Origin of the sequence: Cupriavidus necator (assembly GCF_016127575.1) — a bacterium.
Lineage (GTDB): Bacteria > Pseudomonadota > Gammaproteobacteria > Burkholderiales > Burkholderiaceae > Cupriavidus > Cupriavidus necator_D.
Genome location: NZ_CP066020.1, coordinates 419,284 through 440,296, shown reverse-complemented (window position 1 = coordinate 440,296; position 21,013 = coordinate 419,284). Strand labels below are relative to the sequence as shown.

Below are 21,013 nucleotides of genomic sequence, written 5' to 3'. Positions count from 1 at the left end.
GCGGCATGGCCGTTCCCTTCGACATCACCGATTTCCGACTCTTCGTCAATGTAGCGGAGACGCGCAGCCTGACCCGTGGTGCGGAGCGTTCCTTCCTTTCCGTGCCGGCAGTCAGCAACCGCATCAAGAATCTCGAAGACACGCTGGGTGTGCGCTTACTGGAGCGCTCGCCCCAGGGGGTAGCGTTGACGGCGGCCGGCGAAGTTTATCTCCAGCACGCCCGCGTGGTGCTCGCCGAACTGGAGCGGCTCACAGGCAACCTCCAGCCGTTCACTGCGGGCCTTTCGGGGCAGCTCAAGCTGGTGGCCAACACCACGGCCATCACGGAGTACCTGCCACCGGTGATCGGCGACTATCTCGCCAGCCACCCGGACGTGCGCATCGACGTACGTGAGCGCCTGAGCGACGACATCGTCCGCCTGGTGCGCGAAGGTGCCACCGATCTGGGCATCATCTCCGGCAATGTGCCCACCGCGGGCCTGCAGGCGGTGCCCTTCGTCAAAAGCGCACTGATTCTGGTTGCACCACTCGGCCATCCGCTGCTTGCGCAGCGCGAGGTCTGGTTCGAGCAGTCGCTGGAATACGCCTTCGTCGCGCTGCTCGAAGGCAGTGCCTTCCAGATGTTCATGACGCGTGCTGCGGGCGCGCTGCACAAGCCCATGACCATCCGCGTGCATGTGGCCAGTTACGACGCCATCTGCCGCATGGTCGCCGCCGGGGCTGGCATCGCCATCATGCCAAAGGCCGCATTCGCGCGCCTCAAGGGCGAGCAGCCGATTGGCGCCTGCAACCTGCGCGATGACTGGGCCATCCGCACCTTCCAGGTTTGCGCGCGAGACCTGGAAGGCCTGTCGAGCTTCGCCCGCGAGTTCGCCAACCGGCTGATCGGCCGCTACGCACCGGGCGGCAGCGCTGGCTAGCTCCCTTCCCTGCTTGCACCTGCCCCGTACCCGCTTGGTGTCAGCCACGAGACCGGCTCGCGTGGGTACGTTGTCGCCCGCCTTCGCAGCTATGGAGATTGACGAGCATAGCGCGCCTCCCGCCGCAAGCAAGCGTGCTGTTGCCCGGCTTCCCCACGCCTTAACCCAACGCTAAGGCTGCTTGCAGAACCCGAAATTGTAAGGCCACCGACTGCATGGCAACCTACTCTCGCAGACAACAAGGACGCGAGACATGATCGATAAGCTTTACAGAACGGCGCGGGAAGCCATGGACGATGTCCCCGATGGCGCCACCATCGCGATTGGCGGATTCGGCGGCGCCGGCATGCCCGACGAACTGATCGACGCTCTGATCGAGCAGGGCGCCAAGGACCTCACGGTGGTCAGCAACAACGCCGGCAACGGTGACACCGGGCTGGCGGCGCTACTCAAGGCCCGCCGGGTACGCAAGCTGGTGTGTTCCTTCCCGCGCCAGCGCGATGCCTACGTATTTGAGGAACTGTACCGCGCCGGCCAGATCGAGCTGGAAGTCGTGCCGCAAGGCACGCTAGCTGAGCGCCTGCGCGCCGCCGGAAGCGGCATCGGCGCCTTCTACACGCCCACCGGTTACGGCACGCTGCTGGCTGAGGGTAAGGAGACCCGCCAGATCGACGGTCGCGGCTACGTACTCGAGTACCCCCTCCCTGTCGATGTCGCGCTGATCAACGCCGCGGCCGCCGACCGCTGGGGCAACCTTATCTATAACAAGACCGCACGCAACTTCGCGCCCGTCATGGCAATGGCAGCAAGCCAGACGATCGCGGCCGTAGCTCGCGTATGCGAACTAGGCGAGCTCGACCCCGAGGACGTCGTGACGCCCGGGATTTTCGTTAGCCGCGTAGTTCTGCGCGACGGCGCGGTCGCACAAGCTGAAGTCATGCAGGCAGGGTGAGAACGATGGATCAATTGGCAAGAAACATGCTGGCCGCGCGTGTGGCGCGGGACATCCCCGACGGATCGTATGTCAACCTCGGCATCGGGTTGCCCACGCTGGTGGCCAACCACCTGCCCCGGCATCGCGAAGTCATCCTGCACAGCGAAAACGGTGTGCTCGGTCAGTGGTCGGCTGCGGAACCGGGACAGGAGGACTGGGACCTGATCAACGCCGGCAAGGAAGCCATCCGCCTGGAGCAAGGCGCGGCATTCTTTCACCATGCCGATGCCTTCGGCATGATGCGCGGCGGCCACCTCGACATCTGCGTGCTTGGCGCGTTCCAGGTATCGGAGCAGGGCGATCTGGCCAACTGGCACACCGGCGCGCCCGATGCCATCCCGGCCGTGGGCGGCGCGATGGATCTGGCCATCGGGGCCCGGCGGGTGTTCGTCATGATGGACCATCTCACCAGGGATGGGGCCAGCAAGCTGCGCCGCCAGTGTAGCTATCCCTTGACCGGCTTGCGCTGCGTCAACCGCGTCTACACCGAACTCGGCACCTTCGCCATCGGCCCGCGCGGCGTGTCGGTCATCGAAGCCGTCGGCGACATGTCGCCACAGGCGCTGCAGTCGGTGACCGACGTGGAACTCGACTTTACCACCCTGCTACGGCCTGAATACGCATGAAACCGGGCGCCCGCGCCGGTGCCTGTTCAAACACAGGGTGCAACGCCGGCCGCCCATCCAGACGGATCGACACAGAGAGGAGACAAACATGCTGACTTGGTACAAGACTGGGACACCCCAGCAAAAGAAGACATTCTGGGCCTGCTATTCCGGCTGGGCCCTGGATTCATTCGACATGCAGATGTTCAGCTTCCTGCTACCCGCGCTGACGCTCGCTTGGGGGCTGAACAAGGCGGAGGTCGGCGTGCTCGGCACCGTGGCGCTGATCGTCACGGCGATCGGCGGCTGGGGCGCCGGCATCCTCAGCGATCGCTACGGCCGTGCCCGCATCCTGGTCTTTGCCATCGTCTGGTTCACGTTCTTCGGCGTGCTGGCCGGCTTTGCGCAGACGTATCACCAGTTGCTGATGGCACGCACGCTGCAGGGTCTCGGCTTCGGTGGAGAATGGGCGGTCGGCGCCGCGCTGATGGCTGAAGTCATCGACCCGAAGCACCGCGGCAAGGCCATGGGCTATGTGCAATCCGGCTTTGCTCTCGGCTGGGCGCTGGCGGCGGTGGTCGCAACGCTGCTGCTGGCCTGGTTGCCGCAGGACATGGCATGGCGGGCGGCGTTCTGGATCGGCATCATCCCGGCCTCAATCGTGCTGTTTATCCGCCGGCATATCAAGGATGCTCCCATGTTCGAGCGTGCCCGGCAGAGCAGCGCGCCGCGCGCGTCGCTGGCTTCGGTGTTCAATCGCCGGTACGCGCGCTCGCTGATCCTGTCGAGCGTGCTGGTGATCGGGCTTCAGGCCGGCTGCTACGCCATCCTGGTCTGGCTGCCGTCCCTGCTGAGCCAGCGTGAGGTCGCCGCCACCTCGCGAATCGTCACCGTCTTCATCATGGCCTTCGGCTCGTTCTGCGGCTTCGCGGTGGCGGCCGACCTGTGCGATCGCATCGGGCGCCGCCCCACGCTGATCATGCTGTCGATCTGTGCCTGGATCGTCACCGTCAGCTATATGCTGCTGCCGCTGAACCCGACGCTCACCGCCATCCTGGGGTTCCTGGTGGGCTTCTCGGCCATCGGCATGTTCGCCGCGCTGGGACCGTTCCTTAGCGAACTGTTTCCCACCAACGTGCGCACGACCTGCATGGGCTTCGCCTACAACGTGGGCAAGTCAGTTGGCGCCGGCTCCGTCGTCGGCGTGGGCGTGCTGTCCACCCATATCGGCTTGGCCAATGCCATGGGCGCATTCTGCCTCGCGGCCTATGCGTTCGCGGTCTTCGGCATGCTGCTGCTGCCCGAGACTCGAGGTATTGTCATCGAGAACATCGGCACCGAGGACGACGGCGACACGGTCACGATAGCCAACCCGGCGCGCGCGCCTTCCTGAAGGGCGTCGGACGATTTCCAGGCCCACAGGGCCATTGACCACGGTTATTCCAACAACAAGGGGGATCCACATGATTCGCATGCTGTACCTGCTGGTCAAGCCAGAAGGCATGACCGACGAAGCATTCCGCGCCGAATGCCTGCGCCACTACGAGATGTCGCACGATGTGCCTGGCCTGCATCGGTACGAGGTGCGCCTCGTCGCCGGGCAACCGACCGACACCCACGTGCCTTTCTTCGACATCGGGCATGTAGACGCCATCGGCGAGTGCTGGTTCGAGAACGAGGCTGACTACGACCGCTACATGGCTTCCGACATCCGCAAGGCGTGGTTCGAACACGGCAAGACCTTTATCGGCCGGCTCAAGCCATTTCGCACCGCATCTGTCGTCGGCCAGAGTAGCGCTGGCTAGGCACCGCCTTACCCGATTTGCGCATAGGCTGAAGCCGGACCGGAGGCGGTCCGGCTCCGGTCCCACTTACCTGGAACAGACAAGGAGACACCATGCTTTACTGCGTACAGATGGACGTGAAGATTCCCGACTCAGTCCCCGCAGACCGTGCCGAAGCCATCAAGGCGGCTGAAAAGGCGCGGGCGATCGAAATCCAGCAGGCCGGAAAATGGCCACACCTCTGGCGCGTGGCGGGGCGCTACGCCAATATCAGCATCTTCGATGTAGAATGCCATGACGAGTTGCACGAACTGCTGTCATCACTGCCCCTGTTCCCCTACATGACCATCCAGGTCACGCCGCTGGCACGACATCCATCTGCGATCTGAGCAGCCTCACCACTGAATCGAAATAACCCCTTTCCGGCGCTGGAAGGTTCGCGCCGGCAAGGCGATACCCGCTGCCTTTGACAGGACTTTACTCACCAGCACGTCCGGACGGATCCGCTTCATGCGAGTGGCGAAACGGGCCCAATCCCGCTTCGGCTGGCCACGGACCTCGGCATCGCTCGGTACGTGCGGTACTCCGACCTCATGGGAATGACTTACGCCGGGCGTGCCGGACGATCGGTTTCGGCCAGGACAGCCGCTGATTGGCATGCGGCGCCGGTCACCGTGTTCAATCGGCAACCAGGCAAAGACTCTTCCCTAGCCGCGCCCGTCAAGCGTTCAGACGTTTGCTAACGACCCCAACCGCAAAAACGCTCGAGCGGTCCGCCTCAGTTTCATGGACCTCGACCGGCAGGCTGCCTACGCCAGCAAAGGCCAGATAGCGAGCGCGATGCTGGCCGTTTGGAAACGACACCACACCTTCGCGGGCGAAGCCAATCAATCCGGCTAACGTACGTCAGCGCCGGGTTGTGAACGGAGCAGCGGAGTTCTGACGGGAACTGGATCGTTCTCTCCGAAGCCTCGTCGGGTCCGATCGTCGTGACCTTCATGAGGGATGCTCCTGTTTTGAGAGGTTGCCAGGCTCACCAGTTTGGCACTCATGTACCTTCACGGGGAGGGGGCGTCCATCCCATTAACGCCTAGCGCCGTGGTACCGGAATTGCCCGGCGTCTGGAGCCGGGGCCGACGTGGCGAGGTACTTGCAATCGGCGCGAGTGTGTCTTATACGAGTGCTAGGGGAACCAGCTTCTTCCCCCAATGGCGGCACGAGGCGTATGCAAAGGACCGGTTTGGCGGCGACAAGCTATGGTTCAAGGTGGTCACGGCCTTCTCATGGAATGGGCCCGTGCTCGGCGTGCGCCGGCCACAATGGGGCGCGAGCTGTGCCCGCATCGCTGTCAGAGCCGGCCCCTGTGGCGCTGCGACGAGACACCAGGAGGTGAAGCATGGCTTCCATTAGCCTCGTGTTCCCTGATTCCCGGCAACTCCGGGTGCGCGATGTCACGCTTTGCACGAGCGACGATTTCCAGACCCAGCGGGACAAGCTCGCGCGCATCATGCTGGACGCGATGTACCAGTTCGTGGGCCTGCTGGATGTGCACGGCACGATGCTCGAGATCAACCGTGCCGCGCTCGAGGCGATTGGCATTCGGATGGACGACATTCGGGGGAAGCCGTTCTGGGAGGCCCGCTGGTGGGTGGTCTCGCCGGAGACCCAGGCGTTGCTGCGGGAACTGATCCAGCGTGCAAGCCAGGGCGAATTTGTCCGTTGCGACTTCGAAAACTACGGCCAAGCCGAGGGCGAGGAGAAGATCATTGTCGACTTCTCCCTCCTCCCGATCAGGGATTCGAACGGGAACGTCGTATTCCTGCTCCCGGAAGGCCGCAATATCACGGAGAAGAAGCGCGCCGAGGCCGCGCTAGCGCTGAAGAACGAAGAACTGCAGGCAAGCTGGGAATTGATCCGCCGCCAGCGCGACGAGCTCCAGAGCCTCTATGACAGGATTCTGGCCGAGCAGAAATTGTCGGAGCGGCTGCTGCTCAATCTGCTGCCCTACCCGATCGCTGAACGGCTGAAAGCGCGTCCGGACCTGATCGCGAGCGGCGTTCCGGAACTCATCGCCGACAGCTTTCCAGAAGTGACGGTCCTGTTCGCTGACATTGTGGCCTTCACACGGTTTTCAGCAGGCATGAGTCCCGAGCAGCTGGTTGCCATTCTCAATGAGATCTTCACCGAATTCGACACCATTGCCGAAGTTCGCGGCCTCGAGAAGATCAAGACCATCGGCGACGCCTACATGGCAGCAGCGGGGCTACCGGAGCCGGCGCCTGATCACGCGGTGCGGGCAGCGCATATGGCGTTGAACATGAGCGACGCGCTCATGCACTTCAACCAGCACACGGGCTTCAACCTGCAGATGCGCATTGGCATCAATAGCGGGGCAGTGGTCGCCGGCGTCATCGGCAAGCGCAAGTTCATCTACGACTTGTGGGGAGCGGCGGTCAACATCGCCAGCCGGATGGAATCCCACGGCGTGGCCGGACGGGTGCAGGTCACCGACGCAACCAGGCGCCTGCTGGGTGAGTCGTTCCAGTTCGAAGAGCGCGGCTCAATCGAGGCAAAGGGGATAGGCGCGCTGCACACTTGGTTCCTGACAGGCCGAAACGATGCAGTATTTGCATAGTGTTTGCCGACTACTGTTTGTACATCGACATCCCCGTTACGGCGGACACGATGCCTGATGAACGGCACCGCATCCGAAGCCGCCCCAAGAAGGTGAGGTTTGTTGTGTTGATGCCCCTAAGGTGAGATGTATTGTGCGTGACCTGTGCATATGTCTTATCTCCCAAGCTGGACAAAGGCTGGAAGGAAACAGCCGGCAGGGATCGGTGAGGTAGGTTGTGCGCCAGGTGAGGTTGATTGTGCGCGTTGACCAGTAGCGCCGGGACACAACCTCAACATGGGGTTGGCGGCGCGCCATGCTGCCGGGGGGGCCGCCGCCAGCATTGACGCTCACGCAGGCCGGCGCCCAGTTCCGCAGCGCGAACCTTGGGCGGCGCAGTGACTTCGGCACGCGGACCGCGCGGCGCGACGAGTCCCGCCCACTGCCCGGCGCTGGCCACACAGGCCAAGGCACAACTGCAGAAGATCACCTACGCCACGCCCGGCATCGGCACGCTGTTGCACCTGATAGGCGTTGTGCTCGACAAGAACAGCAGCGTGCCGCTGCAGCACGTGCCGTACAAGGGCGCCGGGTCGGCCATCAATGATCTGCTCGGTGGTCAGGTTGATGTGCTGATCACGTCTACGTCTACCGTGGCTGGCTTCATCCAGTCGAGCCGCATGTGTGCGCTGGCAGTGACCAGCTTGCGACGGCTCGGCGTGTTCGCCAAGACAACGCGCCATGCGGTCAAGCATGGAGGTTACTCCGCGATCGCGATAATCTGGTTTAGCTGCTCGCAAGCGGCAGCAAAAACCTCCAAGGGCGCTTGCTTCCAGGGGTGAGCCTTTGCGTTTCGGGCTCGCCAGTCAAACGACTTGGGTTGATGAGCCAGAACGTAGCTGTCCTTTCCCTTCGGTCCCTGAAGCTTGATCGCAAACGGATTGGTCTCGTTGTAGGCTGCCGTAGTCATCGGCAAGCCAATCACAATACTAGTCCTTTCATTAAACGGCCGCGGTGAAAGAACCAGCATCGGATGCATATCCTTCATCTCGCGGCCGGCTTGCGGATTGCAGTCGATCCAAATAATGTCGCGTCGTTCAGGCGCCCATAGCTTGCCCGCCATTACATGGCCTCCGCGCCGACACGCTGCGTGGCCATAGCTTCGCCGCCGTGCTTGATGGGGTCAAACAGAGCAAGCTTTTCCGCGAGAGTGAGGGCACGACGACCAACTGGTCGAACAGTTACGCCAATCTCATCGACGGATACCTCCACTTCCTGGCCCTCGGCGAAATGTGCAGAACGAGCCACCGCAGTGGGGATTCGAACCGCCAAGCTGTTGCCCCACTTTTGAATCGTCAGGGTTGCGCTTTTTCGCATAATAGATGCCTCCAAACAATGTTGATACAAGTATAAACATAAGAGATCCATGTTTCAACGCGTATCTACATCGCTCCCTCGAGCGTTGCTCGCCATCGCTGCCAACAAATGAAATTTGCCCGCGTGACGACTGACGGCGCAGCGGCGCTGCGCAGCCGAACGCGCGAAGGAGTCTGCCGGCAGAAGCCTGCGTATCTGCTTGGCGCCGCGCCGGGCTCCGGCTACCGCACCGGCGCCATGCCGCAGCCCCGCTAGCGCCAGCTTCGACACGGTTGCCATTGCCTTGTTCGACATGGCCGCTGTTTTCCTGTGAGGACATTTGAGCCTCCTTTCTCGGCAACCCGCCGGAAATCTGCACCGCCGCGGGGCGCTTTCTTCGCTGGCCGACGCCACGGCTGCCACACTTGGCGCGACGCTGAGCCCCTACCAGGTGACCTGTCGCAGTGGGTTATGGCAATCGGCTCGAATCTCTTGTGCAGCCTCGAGGTAGCAGCTTTACATATGTTTGCCGAGATCAATGCCGATCAACGTGACTTCGCTCATGGCAGCCTCCTCCGGAAAGTGACCCCTCCAGCCTAGGCGATGCATCGGGGGATCGGGCTGACCATTTCATTACGACCGGCCTGCCTTGTCCTGCTGGACACGCTAGTCCGATCGCCATCACAGGCGGGTGAGCTCGTGCAGCCGGCACGAGGCTGGCGGGCTCGCCCACGTTCGTCAACAAGAAGAGGAATGGTGGTGGTGGGCCGTGGAGTCTGGGATCGGCCCAAGTCGGACCATCAAGATCCGCTCCCTGAAGCGATTGCGGGGAGGCGGTATGGTGTCGCCAAACTGGCGTTCGCGGTCGTCCTCTGGCATAGCGTTTGTCCCGGTGCGATTTAGGGACGTTTTCACTCAAAGGTCGGCATCCGCGTCCTGGCGTCCCACGACGTCCAGTGGATGCCATTCGCTCGCAGTCCTGCCGACCCGGGGGATGTCGCCGCGGGCAATGGCGTGGCGCACGTCTGCCAGCAGGCCGGGCGGCACCTCTCCATTCTTCGCCCGCGCCAATGCCGACGTGCCAATGCTGTAGCGCCCGCCGCAGGCCGGGCAGTCATACATATAGCCATCCGAGCTCTGCCGCAATGCCCAGCGCGATGCCGGCATGTGGCACAGCGCGCAATCGACGGCTTCGGTGATTCTCTGCATCTGGCCTTCCTATGGTGTCGGGGCGTTTTCAAACAAGTCAGCGCGCAGCTAGGACTAGCTAGGACAGCCAATGGCCTGCGCCGCCCCAGACGTATCCCAAGGCCACAGCGGCGTCCCCAACATCGCGGCCGTCACTTCTTCCTGTACAACCGCACCCACGCAACGATCTCATCGAGCTGCGCATTGTCCAGGTGCTCGCAATTGGCATAGATCGCGGCCGCCACGCGGTTGCGCTGTTCCTCAGTGGTCGAACCGACCCCCTCCTTGCCGTCCATGCCAGGCTGGCCAGCATTGGTCAAGACGCGGCGACCGAAGCGATCTACGAAGTGGGCGGGACTGATAACAAGCTGCAGGCGCTGCATGACGATCCTCGACGGTTGATGGCGAACCCTTTCGGCTTTGCCAGATAACCACTGGGCGTTTTCCTTCAATAGCAGTTTGGCAGCATGGTTTCGCTATGGACGACCCAAAAGTGCCTTCACCATCCCCCAAACGCCCACCCTGTTGCGGCAGCGGCCGCGACCGCGGTGAATGTCGCAGAGAACAGATACAGGATGGGGCGGTTTTCGTATTGCACCAGCTTTTGGTACTTCCCCATTAAGATCGGCGTGTGCTCGGTGGACGCCAGATACATACTCTGCAGGAAGTACAGTCCGGCAAAGAATGCCAGCAGGCTGATGACACCATTCACGATCCGGATCGGACCGGGCAGTCGCTGGGGCAAATTGGTGGTCTCCATTCAGAGCGATGGGGCCGTCTGCCGATGAGCTACCGCGGTGTACCCTTGGGCGCCTTAGCCTTTTATTGAGGCCGTGACGCCAGCCAGCCCTGGGCCGTGGCCTCCGCGTCGTTATAGGCTTCCAGCGGTGGCAGGCCGCCCAGGCGTCTACAGGCCGGGCACTGCAGCCCTGCTCCAACCGCCTGGCGCGTTCCGGCTCCGCGAGCGCGTTGAACCACACCATGCCGGCATGCGGGTCCGCATTGGGATCGGCGGGAAACACGGCGCCGCCAACTTCCTCGCCATCTTCGAGCAATTGAAGGCGCCAACCACCGCCCAGTTCGGCCGGGCGCGGGTCAATTTCGCAACGATAGTGCGTCATGGTTGGTCACTGTTGAAGCGTCAAGGGGCGCTCCTTGTTTCATGCGGCGGCTGGCAACTTGCTTTTGCGGGGGCGTCCGCCAAGCCTACCGTTTTCCCTGGCGGCCGCCGCCTTGGCGGCCGTCGAGGCTGCGCCTCCGCGCTTGCCCAGCTCTGACGCCATCCAACGCTTGGAGCCGAGAAAACCTTCGAGCAGCGCCGGCAGATACAGATCCGCGTCCAGGTGCGGAAAATGGATGCCGAGCCCCGAGGGGCTGATCTCGGCGTCGGCCAAGTCCGCCGGGTGGGCGTGTTCCAGACCCTGCGCCGCCTTGGGCGAAAACGCCAGTTCGAGCCCGGACGCCAGCGCGATCACCACGCGCGAGACGCGCCGGTCATAGCGCACCGACACCACCGCCGGGAAGGCGGCCTTTTTGGCCGCGCCGCGCGCATTCGCAGCGGCCAGCACGTCGTCAGTAATTTCCATGGATGCCTCTCCAGTCGCGGCACAACGCCGCCAGATGGGCGACCAGTGCGTCGATGATTTTCCCCAGGGTCCCTGGCCGAAAAGCCATAGTTCTCGCGCAGTTCCGGCGGCCCCGCCGGGCAGTGCAGGTTGAAGACGGCTTCGCAGCCTTTGCCCATCACGTGGACATGGGCCGGGCGATGGTCGTTGGGGTAGATCACCACGCGCAGGCCGAAAATCGATAGGACCGTCGGCATTGATTGTACCAAACCTAAACTGCTTGGGTTATTAGTTGCCGTGATCTTACAACGGCCTGGTGCCTGTGGCTAGTTCGCCATACGCGGATTCGATGTGGCGGAATTCCTCCCTCTGCCATCCGGCAACGCTTACACCGCCCTCCAGCCAGCAGACAACCACGCCCTCCTCGCCCGGCGATTGCCAATTGGCACCACCAGGTCCCAGAGAAAGACTCCGCCCAAGGTGCCGTTCACCTGGCCAGCGCCACACTTGGCCTAGTCGCCGCTCCGTGGGAGGCGCTTTCGACGGCCGTGAAAAAGCCGCGGGCGGCTCAGCTGTCGGACTGTATAGGCGGCCAGCTGGCTCGGCGGAACACCGGCCCCGTGGGCCGCCCTCGATTAGCCGGTAATAACACTTCACGGCGTGCGCGCGCCCTGCCGGATCTTGCCCGCCGCGGAGGATGACCCTTTGGTTTCTGGCCCGCGCGCGCCATCATGGTGACAGGGCCGGGGCCAACGACCAGGCGGCAGGGTTCGGCCGCGCGGACGAGCGTTACATTCTTTAGTTGTGTGAGCGGCGAATGAGGAAGTGCACCATAGATCTCTTTTACCATCAAGCCTGATAACGCGTATTATCAGGCTTGAATTTTTGTGGATTTTGCCGGGTTTTGCTGGCTTCACTTCGGGGATCGGGGGCGGCGCGTCCGCCGCAAGCACGGCGCTGGCCAGGAAAGAGAATGGCAATCCAGCGCGGCCAAGCTCATTTTCGACCGTTGGACAGCACCAGTGTAGCCACAAAATGCGCCGGCGACCACCCCGCTACCTGCCGGTGGTGCTGCGCGGCTGGGATCTCCTCCCTCCGGTGTCCGGTCGCGAGCCCGGTGGTCTGGTGGCCCCGGCCGGTGGGGCTGCGCAGGGAGTCCCCCATGCTACTCCGCGACCGCAACGTGGCCTGCGACAATCCGGGACAGAGTACGGCAGCATATTGTTATCAGGTAAGATGAGGCCACCTGCCGACTCCTACTGCCATGGCCCAACACAACCAGGTCGCCACCACCGTCATTCGCTATACCCGCGCCGACTTCACGGCCCTGCGCTTTCGGCTCAACCGCATTCCGACCGCGCATATCCTCGAGCGCGTCTATGACGAGGAAGCGCTGGCCAAGGCCGGCATCGGCACGCCGGCGCAGCTGGAGGCCCGGCTCGATGCGATGCGCGACCATCTGGTCGAACGCGTCTGCCTGAGCAATCCATACCTGTCGGCAAGCCTGGCGGATGCACGGCGCTTCAATCGCTGGCCGAAGACCGCCATTGACTACCTGGTGCGCGCCGCCGACCACGACGTGTCGCGGCCGCAGCCCGAAGACCCGGTGTCCGCCTGGTTCCGCCCCATCGTGTCGCGCGCGTTGCGGCAGGAGGACATTCAGACGCTGGCGCAGCTGATGGCGTACATCACGTTGCGCGGCAAGCGCTGGTATCTACCGGTGCCGCGGCTGGGCACGGGCAAGGCACGGGCGATCGAGCGGTGGCTGCAGGCCCAGGCGGAAGCGCTGGGCACCCTGGTGGTGGCCGACGACACGCCGCGCGAGGACCGCGTGGACCTGGGAGCGGACGGCGCTAGCTGTCTGGTCCCGCTGGAGCAGGTGCGGCGGGTGGTGCCGGCCCTCGACGGCAGCGAGGGCCGCAATCGCGCGCCCGGCTGGTGCCTGATCGCGGCACGCGACGACCTGGAGGCCGTGCAGGCCTACCTATCCCGCTTCCGCGAGCGGGACAAGACCGCCCGCGCCTACCAGAAGGAACTGGAGCGCTTCCTGCTCTGGTGCATCTGCGCTCGCCGCACCGCGCTGTCGAGCGTGGGCGCCGACGACTGCGAGCGCTACAAGGACTTCCTGGCGCAGCCGGACCCGGCGTGGATCGGCACCAAGGCGCCACGCGCCTCCGCGCGCTGGCGCCCCTTCGCCGGCCCGCTCCAGCCGGAGTCGCAGCGCTATGCGGTGCTGGTGCTGCGGGGTTTCTTTGCCTGGCTGGTGGGCGTGCGCTATCTGGGCGGCAATCCCTGGCTGATGGTCAAGGATCCCATCATCGCGCAGCGAGAGGTGCCGATGGCGATCGACAAGGCCTTGCCCGGTCAGCTGTGGGAGTCGCTGACGCGGCGCGACGGCCTCCTCGACCGGCTTTGTGTCAGGTTCAGCGCGACGGCGCCAGCCGGCCCGCTGAGCGCAAAGGACGCCGACACACCGGGTGCGCAATGTCGCCTAGCGCGCGCAGCGGTGCTGCTGATGGGCTGCAGTGGGGCGCGCCGGGAGGAGGTCGCCCGCGCGCGCCGCAGTCACCTGAAGCCCGTCCCCGAGCAGGCCGGCATCCCCGATGGCCTGTGGGAGTTGGCGCTGCTCGGCAAGCGCGGCAAATGGCGCACGGTGTTCCTGCCGCCACGCGTGATCGAGGCGCTGCGGGCGCACTGGGCCGATCGGGGCCACGATTTTGAAGACGTGCACCAGGATCTGGCGTTGCTGTCGCCGGTGTCGCTGCCCTCGACGCGCACCGCCCGCAGCAAGCACCTGACGCTGCGGGAGGGCTTGCCGGTCCTGAGCGGAGAGGGATTTTCGCCAGACGGGCTTTACCGGGTGCTGACAACCACGCTGCTTCGCATCGCGGAAGACAGTACCCTGCCGATTGACGAGGCCGAGCGCCACTTGCTGCGCAAGGCCGCGCCCCATGCGCTGCGGCACACCTTCGCCACGCACGCGGTGGCCAACGATATCCCCACCGATGTCCTCCAAAGGCTGTTGGGCCACGCCTCGCTGCAAACGACCTCGCTGTATGTCCGCGCGGAACGCAGGCGCGGTATTGCCGCCATGGCGAAGCTGTACAGCATCCAAAGTTAGCGGCTTTCCAGGACTGGGTGTCTACGCGATCGCGCGCGCGGCTTTCGCCGAGGCGGCCGACCGCCTGGAGCGCGAGGGCCAAGGCGAGCAGGTGGCCCAGGCAGCGCGCCGCGTCGACGCACTGACTGCAGCATGCGCATGCCACGCATCTGCTGCAGCTGGCGTGCCATGACCGACGTACGGCCCGCCCTTGGGTCACCGCAACGCTAGCACGACGCCACCCACTAGGCACTGGAAGAAGTGGCTTGTGCGTTCGCCGGCAAGCCCTTTGCGGCGCCGGGCCCCCTCACTGCCCTTCTGGCCAACAGACGGGCAATGGCACTCAGCCGGCGAGTACGGGAGCGCGTTGACCTTTCCAGGATGCCCCCGATCCGGAATCCTTCTGTGGAGGCAGCGGAATGCGTAGCGCGGCAGGCAGGCTCTCGCAAGGTCACCAATATTGTTCTGTTCCGATGCTCCCCAACAGGCAAGGTCACCGTCGATTGTCCGTTAGCGGCAGAGTCCGGCGCTAAACAAGTCCGCGCACAGGGCTTACGGAGGCCTTGCAACTAGGATTCGTACAAACTTTGTGACCTTGCTGTCGGTCCTTGCGCCATCGTGTCGCGGGATCCCGCGAGGGTATGTCGCAAGTTGAGACGAGACGAATCCGGGGCATGCAAGCTCTGGGTGACGTAAGGCAACTCATTGAGAGGTGTGGCCACGGATGCCAAACTCGGTCCCCCTATGAGAGCCGGCGCTCGGCGCCCGCCTTTATCATGTCGCACTCTTTCAGGCGACGTGTCCTCGGCCGTCAGCGCTCCATAACAGCGCGATCTTGCGCCGCAAAGCTATTGCTGCTGTCCGTTTGCAGTGCCTGCCCTACAAGGGTCCCCGTAAGCGACCTCCATTGACGCCCATAATGCGCTCGCCCGAGGTATCGCCGGGACAAACTCAGCTGCGTTCCAAGTCAGAACACGGACACCCGCACGACCCGCCTTAGTCGGGTGATGCTGCTTCAGACCTTTGAGCTTCGGTGTTCCGAGTCGGAACACGAAGCCTTCCAGTGACTTACTCGGAAGCGTTATTCATCTGGGGGGTCTCCTGTTGGCAGCAAAGCCGTGAGTCGTTTGGGCAGGCGATAGTGCTTTTGTTAACGCGCCGTTCCGAGACGATCTCAACCAACAGGAGCGGAGCGGTCATGTTGCTCACCTCAGAGAGGTAGGTCAGCAGGCGAGCGTGCAATCGGATCGGCGCCAACGCTTGTCCCACGATGGCGTCTAGTTGGCGGGCGTGTGCTCCGAGGCTCCAATGGTATCCAGATGCTGCGTGAGCATCGTGGGGTGAGGCTCGAAGCTCGACCGGATCAGGCTATGGGCGAGCAGATCAATCCGCATCGCGTGTTGAAGTCGCTCTTGCACCGAGGCACGCAATGGATGTGCGGGTTCAACATCAACTCGAAGTAGGCTTCGACTATGCGGCGCGCCGGCTTCCAGTACACCCGGAGGCGTCGATGAGCGCATCGGTGCAGCCGTTCGAATCGTTTGGGATCGTGTGCCTGATGACGTCGTGTTCCGACTCGGAACACGTTGCTCGGGCTGTCGATGGGACCACATTGCACCGTTCGCACCGACAAACTCCGCTTCTGACAAGGCCACTCCGACTCAGAACACAAAAAAACCCCTCAGTGAGGGGTTCGAATAGTCTGGAGACGACAACTGTTAACGTTGCGGTCCTCCGTCGAAAAGTTCATTGATAACCGTCCGTATCCGCTCCTCTTGAGCGGCAGTCAGGACAGCACTTTTAAGCTTTACGGTAAAGCTCACGGAGTCCTTGGTAATACTGCCGGCCTGAGTCTTGCCGGCATAGACTTTATGAATGTCACGCTGGGAAGTTACAGGCGTCGCTTCACGACGAAGTAGCGAAGCCTCCAGCAGCTTGGCGACCTTCGACTGCTCAAGGCTACCATCTACAAGTTGCTTCCAGACCTCGCGAGCCGCTGCAACAGCTGGCTCGCCATGCTTCTTGAGCACGGCGTAGGTGTCACTTGCCGCGGTACCGCTGAAAAGCGAAGGGTTCTTCTCCAGATCTACACGCATGAATTCGGGTAGATTGTCGAAGGCAAAATATCGATAGAGCGTGCTCCGGCTCATCCCCATGGATTCAGCCATCCGCTTCCTGTCTGGAAATTCCTTCTCGGCACGGCGCATCGCCTTGCCAATTTCGTAGTCGGTGAGGTCTTCACGGCTGACATTCTCGGCCAAAGCGAGGACGGCCATATCTGCATCTGACGCATCCGTGATGAGCGCCTTGATTTCTTGTAGACCCAGCACCTGGTGAGCGCGCCAACGGCGCTCACCGGCAATCAGCTCGAAATAGGATTCTCCGTTGTCCGGCGTGACTCGTCGAACGAGAATGGGCTGCATTAGGCCCAGTTCCTTAATGCTCTCCGCGAGCTCAGTGAGACTGCTCTCGTCAAACTTTATCCGCGGCTGCCAGGGATTCGGCCGAATCTTCTCGACCGGAACGGTGCTTGCAGCCCCTTGGGACTCCAATTCTTGAATCCGAAGCTGTGCCGCACTCAAGGCCGCCATCATCCCTGGTGCAGTTTTCGGCCGGTCTGCAACTTGGGGGGCGATTTCCACTTTGATTTCATTAGCAGGAGTCAAATTTGCGGTTTGCTCCAGCATGCGCTTGCGCATATTCATTTAAGCGTCCTCCCACTTTCCGGCGTAAAACTCATCCACCCAACGGCAATATTCGTCGAACGGAATGCGCACACGCTGGAATGTCTTGTTGCTGCCCTCGAACTTACTAATGTCGAAGACCGTCGCAAGTGCGAGAGCCCCGTTACTCATCACGGAGCTCGCCGGCACTTCAATTGGGCTCATCCAATCGCCATAGGCTCGTTGTACCCAGGAGCGAACTATCGGAGCCGAAGACGCTACGCCATAGTCAACCTTCGAAAGCAGAATGCTCACAAAGTCGTAGGTTTTGTTTCCTTCGATGTTCTTGAAGCTGTCCGCCATATCGGAGAACAGACTCCAGAACGATACCGAGCTAATGAAGTCGAGACTTTCCGGCACCAAAGGCATCACCATGGCGTCCGCAGCCATCAGGCCGTTGATAGTCAGGTAGGATAGCGAAGGTGCCGAATCCAACACGATATAGTCGTATTTTTTTCGAAGTGGCTCCAAGCCCTTACGTAACAGCGTCCAGAAGCGATAATTCGCCGACTTGCTTGCCATCGCCGGGATATGAAACTCGGCGGAGAACAAAGATGGATGCGCAGGGATGACATCAACCCCATCCCAATACGTCTCCTGAATGACGCTCTCAAGCGTAAAGTCTTCAGGGCTGTAGATGTACGGCAGAACGGTGCTTTCCTCGACAATCATCTTCTCGGCATACAGGCCGCACAATTCGGTCAGCGATGCCTGAGGGTCCAAGTCAACCAGCAGCACCTTGCGGCCGCGCAAACTTAATCCCTGCGCCAGGCACATACTCGAAGTCGTCTTGCAACTACCACCCTTGAAGTTGGCAGAAATCAGAACGCGACCATCCGCTTCGCCCTTTCTTAGTAGCGGGGACGGCTTCACCTGTGAAGCTTGTTGAACCCACTTCCGAGTCTCACCAAGCGTAAATTGGCGTACGCGCCCATGAAGCTCACCGGCCGGAAGTGTGCTCCCGTCTTTCGTTGCCAGATAATGAAGCCGCGCACGGTCGATACCGCACATTTCGGCAACCTGGGTGGAGGTGAACGTGGGCGGACTTTTCCGAGGGCGAGGTGCCAGGATATGTTCGCGAAGTTCCTCAGTAAGTTTTTGAAGCTTCTTCGAAAAGTCACTCATTGAACCAATCGTGACAGTCCGGTCAATCTCGGTTAATTCGCTCTTCACCACCATATTCAACGTTCCATGTGAAATTCAGGATGAAACGTAGAATACGCGACCAACGGGGAAACTTCACGTATTTGTACGCACTTTTGGCGAAAAAGTGACGCCCAGGGGGGCTCTATGTGCGCGATTCGCCGTATCTGATGAGGCCAGTCCGGCCCAGAGCGTAACTCACGCGGGGGAAAAGATTGACTTAAGCCGTCGCCTCCATAAAGACCGCACGCGGAAGACACCGAACGGCGCACCACGACCGGTGAATCCTTGGGTAATAGGCAAAGTCACCATCAATTGTACGAATTCACTGTTTTGTGGTTCTGCAGATTAGCGTCGGGCCCGCAGCGGAGTTCTTCTACTAGCGACCTTACCCGGGCAAAGTCACCAAAATTGTACGCATCGCTATGCGGAAAAGGTCACCACGTTCCTACGGGCGTTGCTATCCCTTAAAACAACGGATGAAGACCGGCGACTTTGGCTGCTGCGGAATACTCATCACCGGCAACTGGCAAAAAAAGGCCACCAACTTCTTGACAACTCCATAGGTGACTGCTGCGCAATGTGCCTTCCGCCAGTAACCCGCGGGTAGCTCGCACAATTCTGGTGACCTTGCCAGATGGTTAGAGGCCCAGATCGTACAAATCTTGTGACCTTGGCTCCCACTCCAGCAACCGGACAGACAATTCTGATGACCTTGTTGCCCGTGTAGGGTCAATCCAGCGATCTCAGCGAGCCTGTTGTTGCCGCAATTACGGACAATCTTGGTGACCTTGCTCCATCTGTGGCTGCGTACCAAGCCCTTCCCCGCAGAAATACAATTCCTGTGACCGTGCGTCGGCCAAACCGCTCGCAGATCCTTGTGGGGCTAGGCTTAGGACCGGAATCGAACAAATCTTGTGACCTTGAGGACAATTTTGGTGACCTTGTCAGAGCCGACAGTCCATCGATCTGGGAGACCCGGCCAAATCCGGTGTCCTTTCGACCACATCTAGTAACCTTGCCCGACAAAATCGGCGACCTTTGGAACCACAAAAGTGACCTTTCCAAACTAAGTCATTGATTTTATTGACAAGCCTGCTGCCTCTAGTAAGTGGTGTTCTGTTTATAAAAACAACAAACTAACCCACCCCGCGCTCCTATAGACAGATCTTAAAGCCGGGCACGTCGAACAACCCCCACCGCAGGAACCAAGCATCCGACTCCAAGAACGGTCACCAGAATTGTCCCGAACCGCGACCGCAAATTCCTATCGTTGACCAAATTCGGCCACACCATCGCTGGGACGCCGACCAGACGACAGGGAAGGCAAAGTCACAAGAAATGTTTTGACTTTTCGACCTTTCCCCTGCAACCTCCTGCCCGAAGGAGGGAAGTGGTATGGAAAGCGCATCGCAACAATTAGCCTTGGCATTGTTCGAGGACTTCGCTCCTCGAGGCCAGAGCGTCACGGAAGCACCCAAGGATTTGGGCTTCCGTCGCAGCAATGCCTTCGTCAAAATCATCGACCTCAGTCTGGCAGGCCGTCGCCTTATCGATGTTGCTTACTTTCTTGTAGCTGAAGACCAAGAAGTCCGGCGCGAATACCGGGTCGATGTCGGCTTGTTCAAGTGGCTTCTGGCCACAACGAGCAACAACAGACGCCACCTAAGCAAGCTCGTTCGCGAAGCCCAGAAAGCGGCTATCGAGCTTAACGAGATCGACGTCGAAGACCCTTCCAAAGATCGCTGGGGTGCAGTGCCCCTAATGGGCTCAGCATTCATCGAAAAAGGGGAGTTCATCTTCGAGCTTCCTGAACGGCTACAGCGCGCCATCAAGAACCCAAAATCTTCCCACTTTCTTAGCCTGCGCTATGTATTCAAGTCGGTGCACTCTAAGGTCCTGTACGACCGACTACAACAATTCATGGTTGAGGGCATTACCCCTTGGTTCGAAGTTCAAGCCCTACGAGCTTGGCTAGAGTGCGAGAAGAAAACCTACGATCTCTTCAAGCACTTCCGAAGTAAAGTCCTTGAGGTAGCCATCTCCGAAATTCGCGAAGTGACCGGACTCCACATTGAGATGCTTACACTTAATGTGCCCGGTTCAAAAAAAATCGGCCAAGTCCGATTCCGATTGAACGTTACCGAGCAGCCCAACGAGCAAAAGACCGCGTTCATCGTGCTTCGCAACGTCTATGAGACGTTGCGCAAAGAGTTCGCCCTCAACCAGTCCGAATTCAACGAGATTATTACCAACCGCGACCTGTACAACGACGAGCGAATCCACCAGGCCATGGAGTACACCCGGCACAACGTGAAAGTTGGCAAGGTGAAGGTGCGAGCAGGTGGTTATTTCATGAAGGCCCTTCGCGAGGGCTACTTGCTTGGTGAACTCGACAAGCAGATTCATCATCAGTCGGCCATTGTAGAGTCAACTCGTAAGGCTGCTGACCAGGAGATGGCTGAGCGCGAGGCCCGCGTGAAGGCTGCTGGCGCCGAGCGCGACCAACGAGAAGCTGATTTCGGTTGGGAAGCCTACAACAAGCTGTCCACTGAGCAGCAATCGGACATGATCTCCGAATTTTGTCAGTCTCAGGCTGCCAAGCTTCTTGCGCGAAGACTTAACGTGGCGATCCTGAACGTGCATGAGTACATCAATGACCCTAATGTTCGAAGCACGTTTGGAGGCTTCGTGGCCAGTCGCGTGCACAAGGCGGCGAAGGCCGCCAAGCGAGTAGGTGCAGCGGCCTCAGCAAGTCTGATCTGAGCACACCAGCGTTACTTCACCACAAACTCAACGCCAGCTAAAGCAAAGCCCCGCTGCGTCGATCTAACCATTCGAAGCCAGTGTACAAGTCTGATTGCGGACTGCTCCCGAGAATGCCCGAGGTCTTGCCGTGCTGGTTGCAGGCAGCGGACTCAAAATCCGCCTCCGAGAGGACACCGTGGGATGAACTCTCCCACCCCCGCTAAGCGGCTGTCGACGCGTAGCGGGGGTTTCGCGGGTCACGGACTTTGACTT

The 21,013-nt window shown here is 61.2% G+C and carries 20 protein-coding genes and 2 pseudogenes; 11 read left to right on the top strand and 11 right to left on the bottom strand.

Features of this window, described 5'->3' with window-relative positions:
* Positions 1 to 5: 5 nt before the first annotated feature.
* The 6 genes from I6H87_RS34140 (at position 6) to catC (ending at position 4,692) form a co-directional block, all read left to right on the top strand.
* Positions 6 to 920 carry a LysR family transcriptional regulator gene (locus I6H87_RS34140; RefSeq protein ID WP_011154301.1) on the top strand — a complete coding sequence of 305 codons (915 nt, stop codon included), beginning with the start codon at positions 6 to 8 and terminating at the stop codon, positions 918 to 920.
* A 253-nt stretch (positions 921 to 1,173) separates the two neighbouring features.
* Positions 1,174 to 1,872, top strand: coding sequence for a 3-oxoacid CoA-transferase subunit A (locus I6H87_RS34135; RefSeq protein WP_011154300.1), 699 nt, complete (start codon positions 1,174 to 1,176; stop codon positions 1,870 to 1,872).
* Positions 1,873 to 1,877: 5 nt separating this feature from the next.
* Complete coding sequence (locus I6H87_RS34130; protein WP_011154299.1) at positions 1,878 to 2,540, top strand: 3-oxoacid CoA-transferase subunit B; 663 nt, start codon at positions 1,878 to 1,880, stop codon at positions 2,538 to 2,540.
* An 88-nt stretch (positions 2,541 to 2,628) separates the two neighbouring features.
* On the top strand, positions 2,629 to 3,912 hold the full coding sequence (locus I6H87_RS34125) for an MFS transporter (protein ID WP_011154298.1): 1,284 nt from the start codon (positions 2,629 to 2,631) through the stop codon (positions 3,910 to 3,912).
* A 70-nt stretch (positions 3,913 to 3,982) separates the two neighbouring features.
* Positions 3,983 to 4,324, top strand: a complete 342-nt coding sequence (locus I6H87_RS34120) for a 4-carboxymethyl-4-methylbutenolide mutase MmlI (protein WP_011154297.1) — start codon at positions 3,983 to 3,985, stop codon at positions 4,322 to 4,324.
* A gap of 92 nt (positions 4,325 to 4,416) precedes the next feature.
* Entirely contained in the window at positions 4,417 to 4,692 is a 276-nt protein-coding gene (gene catC, locus I6H87_RS34115; RefSeq protein WP_011154296.1) for a muconolactone Delta-isomerase, read from the top strand.
* Positions 4,693 to 5,042: 350 nt separating this feature from the next.
* Here catC and I6H87_RS34965 read toward each other — a convergent pair.
* Positions 5,043 to 5,209, bottom strand: a pseudogene (locus tag I6H87_RS34965) (plasmid fertility inhibition factor family protein); the annotation flags it as partial.
* Between the two features lie 144 nt (positions 5,210 to 5,353).
* Between I6H87_RS34965 and I6H87_RS34110 the strand changes: the two are divergent.
* From I6H87_RS34110 to I6H87_RS34100, 3 genes and pseudogenes are all read left to right on the top strand, one after another.
* Positions 5,354 to 5,713, top strand: coding sequence for a transporter (locus I6H87_RS34110; protein ID WP_231881546.1), 360 nt, complete (start codon positions 5,354 to 5,356; stop codon positions 5,711 to 5,713).
* Positions 5,700 to 6,938, top strand: a complete 1,239-nt coding sequence (locus tag I6H87_RS34105) for an adenylate/guanylate cyclase domain-containing protein (RefSeq protein WP_011154295.1) — start codon at positions 5,700 to 5,702, stop codon at positions 6,936 to 6,938. The genes I6H87_RS34110 and I6H87_RS34105 overlap by 14 nt, the downstream gene beginning before the upstream one ends.
* A gap of 431 nt (positions 6,939 to 7,369) precedes the next feature.
* Positions 7,370 to 7,648 (top strand): annotated as a pseudogene (locus I6H87_RS34100) (tripartite tricarboxylate transporter substrate-binding protein); the annotation flags it as partial.
* A 29-nt stretch (positions 7,649 to 7,677) separates the two neighbouring features.
* On the opposite strand, the gene I6H87_RS34095 reads toward I6H87_RS34100, so the two are convergent.
* From I6H87_RS34095 to I6H87_RS34845, 8 genes are all read right to left on the bottom strand, one after another.
* Complete coding sequence (locus I6H87_RS34095; RefSeq protein ID WP_011154293.1) at positions 7,678 to 8,040, bottom strand: type II toxin-antitoxin system PemK/MazF family toxin; 363 nt, start codon at positions 8,038 to 8,040, stop codon at positions 7,678 to 7,680.
* A complete protein-coding gene (locus I6H87_RS34090) occupies positions 8,040 to 8,294 on the bottom strand; it encodes an AbrB/MazE/SpoVT family DNA-binding domain-containing protein (protein WP_011154292.1) in 255 nt (84 codons plus the stop codon). Before I6H87_RS34090 ends, I6H87_RS34095 begins: the two co-directional genes overlap by 1 nt.
* Before the next feature lie 54 nt (positions 8,295 to 8,348).
* Positions 8,349 to 8,588, bottom strand: a complete 240-nt coding sequence (locus I6H87_RS34085; RefSeq protein WP_136227941.1) for a hypothetical protein — start codon at positions 8,586 to 8,588, stop codon at positions 8,349 to 8,351.
* Between the two features lie 600 nt (positions 8,589 to 9,188).
* Complete coding sequence (locus I6H87_RS34080) at positions 9,189 to 9,482, bottom strand: hypothetical protein (RefSeq protein WP_011154291.1); 294 nt, start codon at positions 9,480 to 9,482, stop codon at positions 9,189 to 9,191.
* A 131-nt stretch (positions 9,483 to 9,613) separates the two neighbouring features.
* Positions 9,614 to 9,844 (bottom strand): hypothetical protein, encoded by a 231-nt coding sequence (locus tag I6H87_RS34075; RefSeq protein WP_011154290.1) that lies wholly within the window; start codon positions 9,842 to 9,844, stop codon positions 9,614 to 9,616.
* A gap of 116 nt (positions 9,845 to 9,960) precedes the next feature.
* On the bottom strand, positions 9,961 to 10,221 hold the full coding sequence (locus I6H87_RS34070; protein ID WP_041688760.1) for a hypothetical protein: 261 nt from the start codon (positions 10,219 to 10,221) through the stop codon (positions 9,961 to 9,963).
* A 400-nt stretch (positions 10,222 to 10,621) separates the two neighbouring features.
* Positions 10,622 to 11,047 (bottom strand): DUF2442 domain-containing protein, encoded by a 426-nt coding sequence (locus I6H87_RS34065; RefSeq protein WP_011154289.1) that lies wholly within the window; start codon positions 11,045 to 11,047, stop codon positions 10,622 to 10,624.
* Entirely contained in the window at positions 10,933 to 11,205 is a 273-nt protein-coding gene (locus tag I6H87_RS34845; RefSeq protein WP_328706775.1) for a hypothetical protein, read from the bottom strand. Before I6H87_RS34845 ends, I6H87_RS34065 begins: the two co-directional genes overlap by 115 nt.
* 1,085 nt (positions 11,206 to 12,290) lie before the next feature.
* Here I6H87_RS34845 and I6H87_RS34055 point away from each other — a divergent pair.
* Positions 12,291 to 14,147: a site-specific integrase gene (locus I6H87_RS34055; protein WP_041688756.1), complete on the top strand. Its 1,857-nt coding sequence runs from the start codon at positions 12,291 to 12,293 to the stop codon at positions 14,145 to 14,147.
* Between the two features lie 1,697 nt (positions 14,148 to 15,844).
* On the opposite strand, the gene I6H87_RS34050 is transcribed toward I6H87_RS34055, so the two are convergent.
* Together I6H87_RS34050 and I6H87_RS34045 are read right to left on the bottom strand one after the other, a co-directional pair.
* Positions 15,845 to 16,831 carry a ParB/RepB/Spo0J family partition protein gene (locus I6H87_RS34050; RefSeq protein ID WP_011154287.1) on the bottom strand — a complete coding sequence of 329 codons (987 nt, stop codon included), beginning with the start codon at positions 16,829 to 16,831 and terminating at the stop codon, positions 15,845 to 15,847.
* A complete protein-coding gene (locus I6H87_RS34045; RefSeq protein WP_011154286.1) occupies positions 16,832 to 18,028 on the bottom strand; it encodes a ParA family protein in 1,197 nt (398 codons plus the stop codon).
* 1,362 nt (positions 18,029 to 19,390) lie between these two features.
* Here I6H87_RS34045 and I6H87_RS34040 point away from each other — a divergent pair.
* The gene (locus tag I6H87_RS34040) at positions 19,391 to 20,758 is read left to right on the top strand and encodes a replication initiation protein (RefSeq protein WP_011154285.1); all 1,368 of its coding nucleotides are present in this window, start codon (positions 19,391 to 19,393) and stop codon (positions 20,756 to 20,758) included.
* Positions 20,759 to 21,013: the final 255 nt, after the last annotated feature.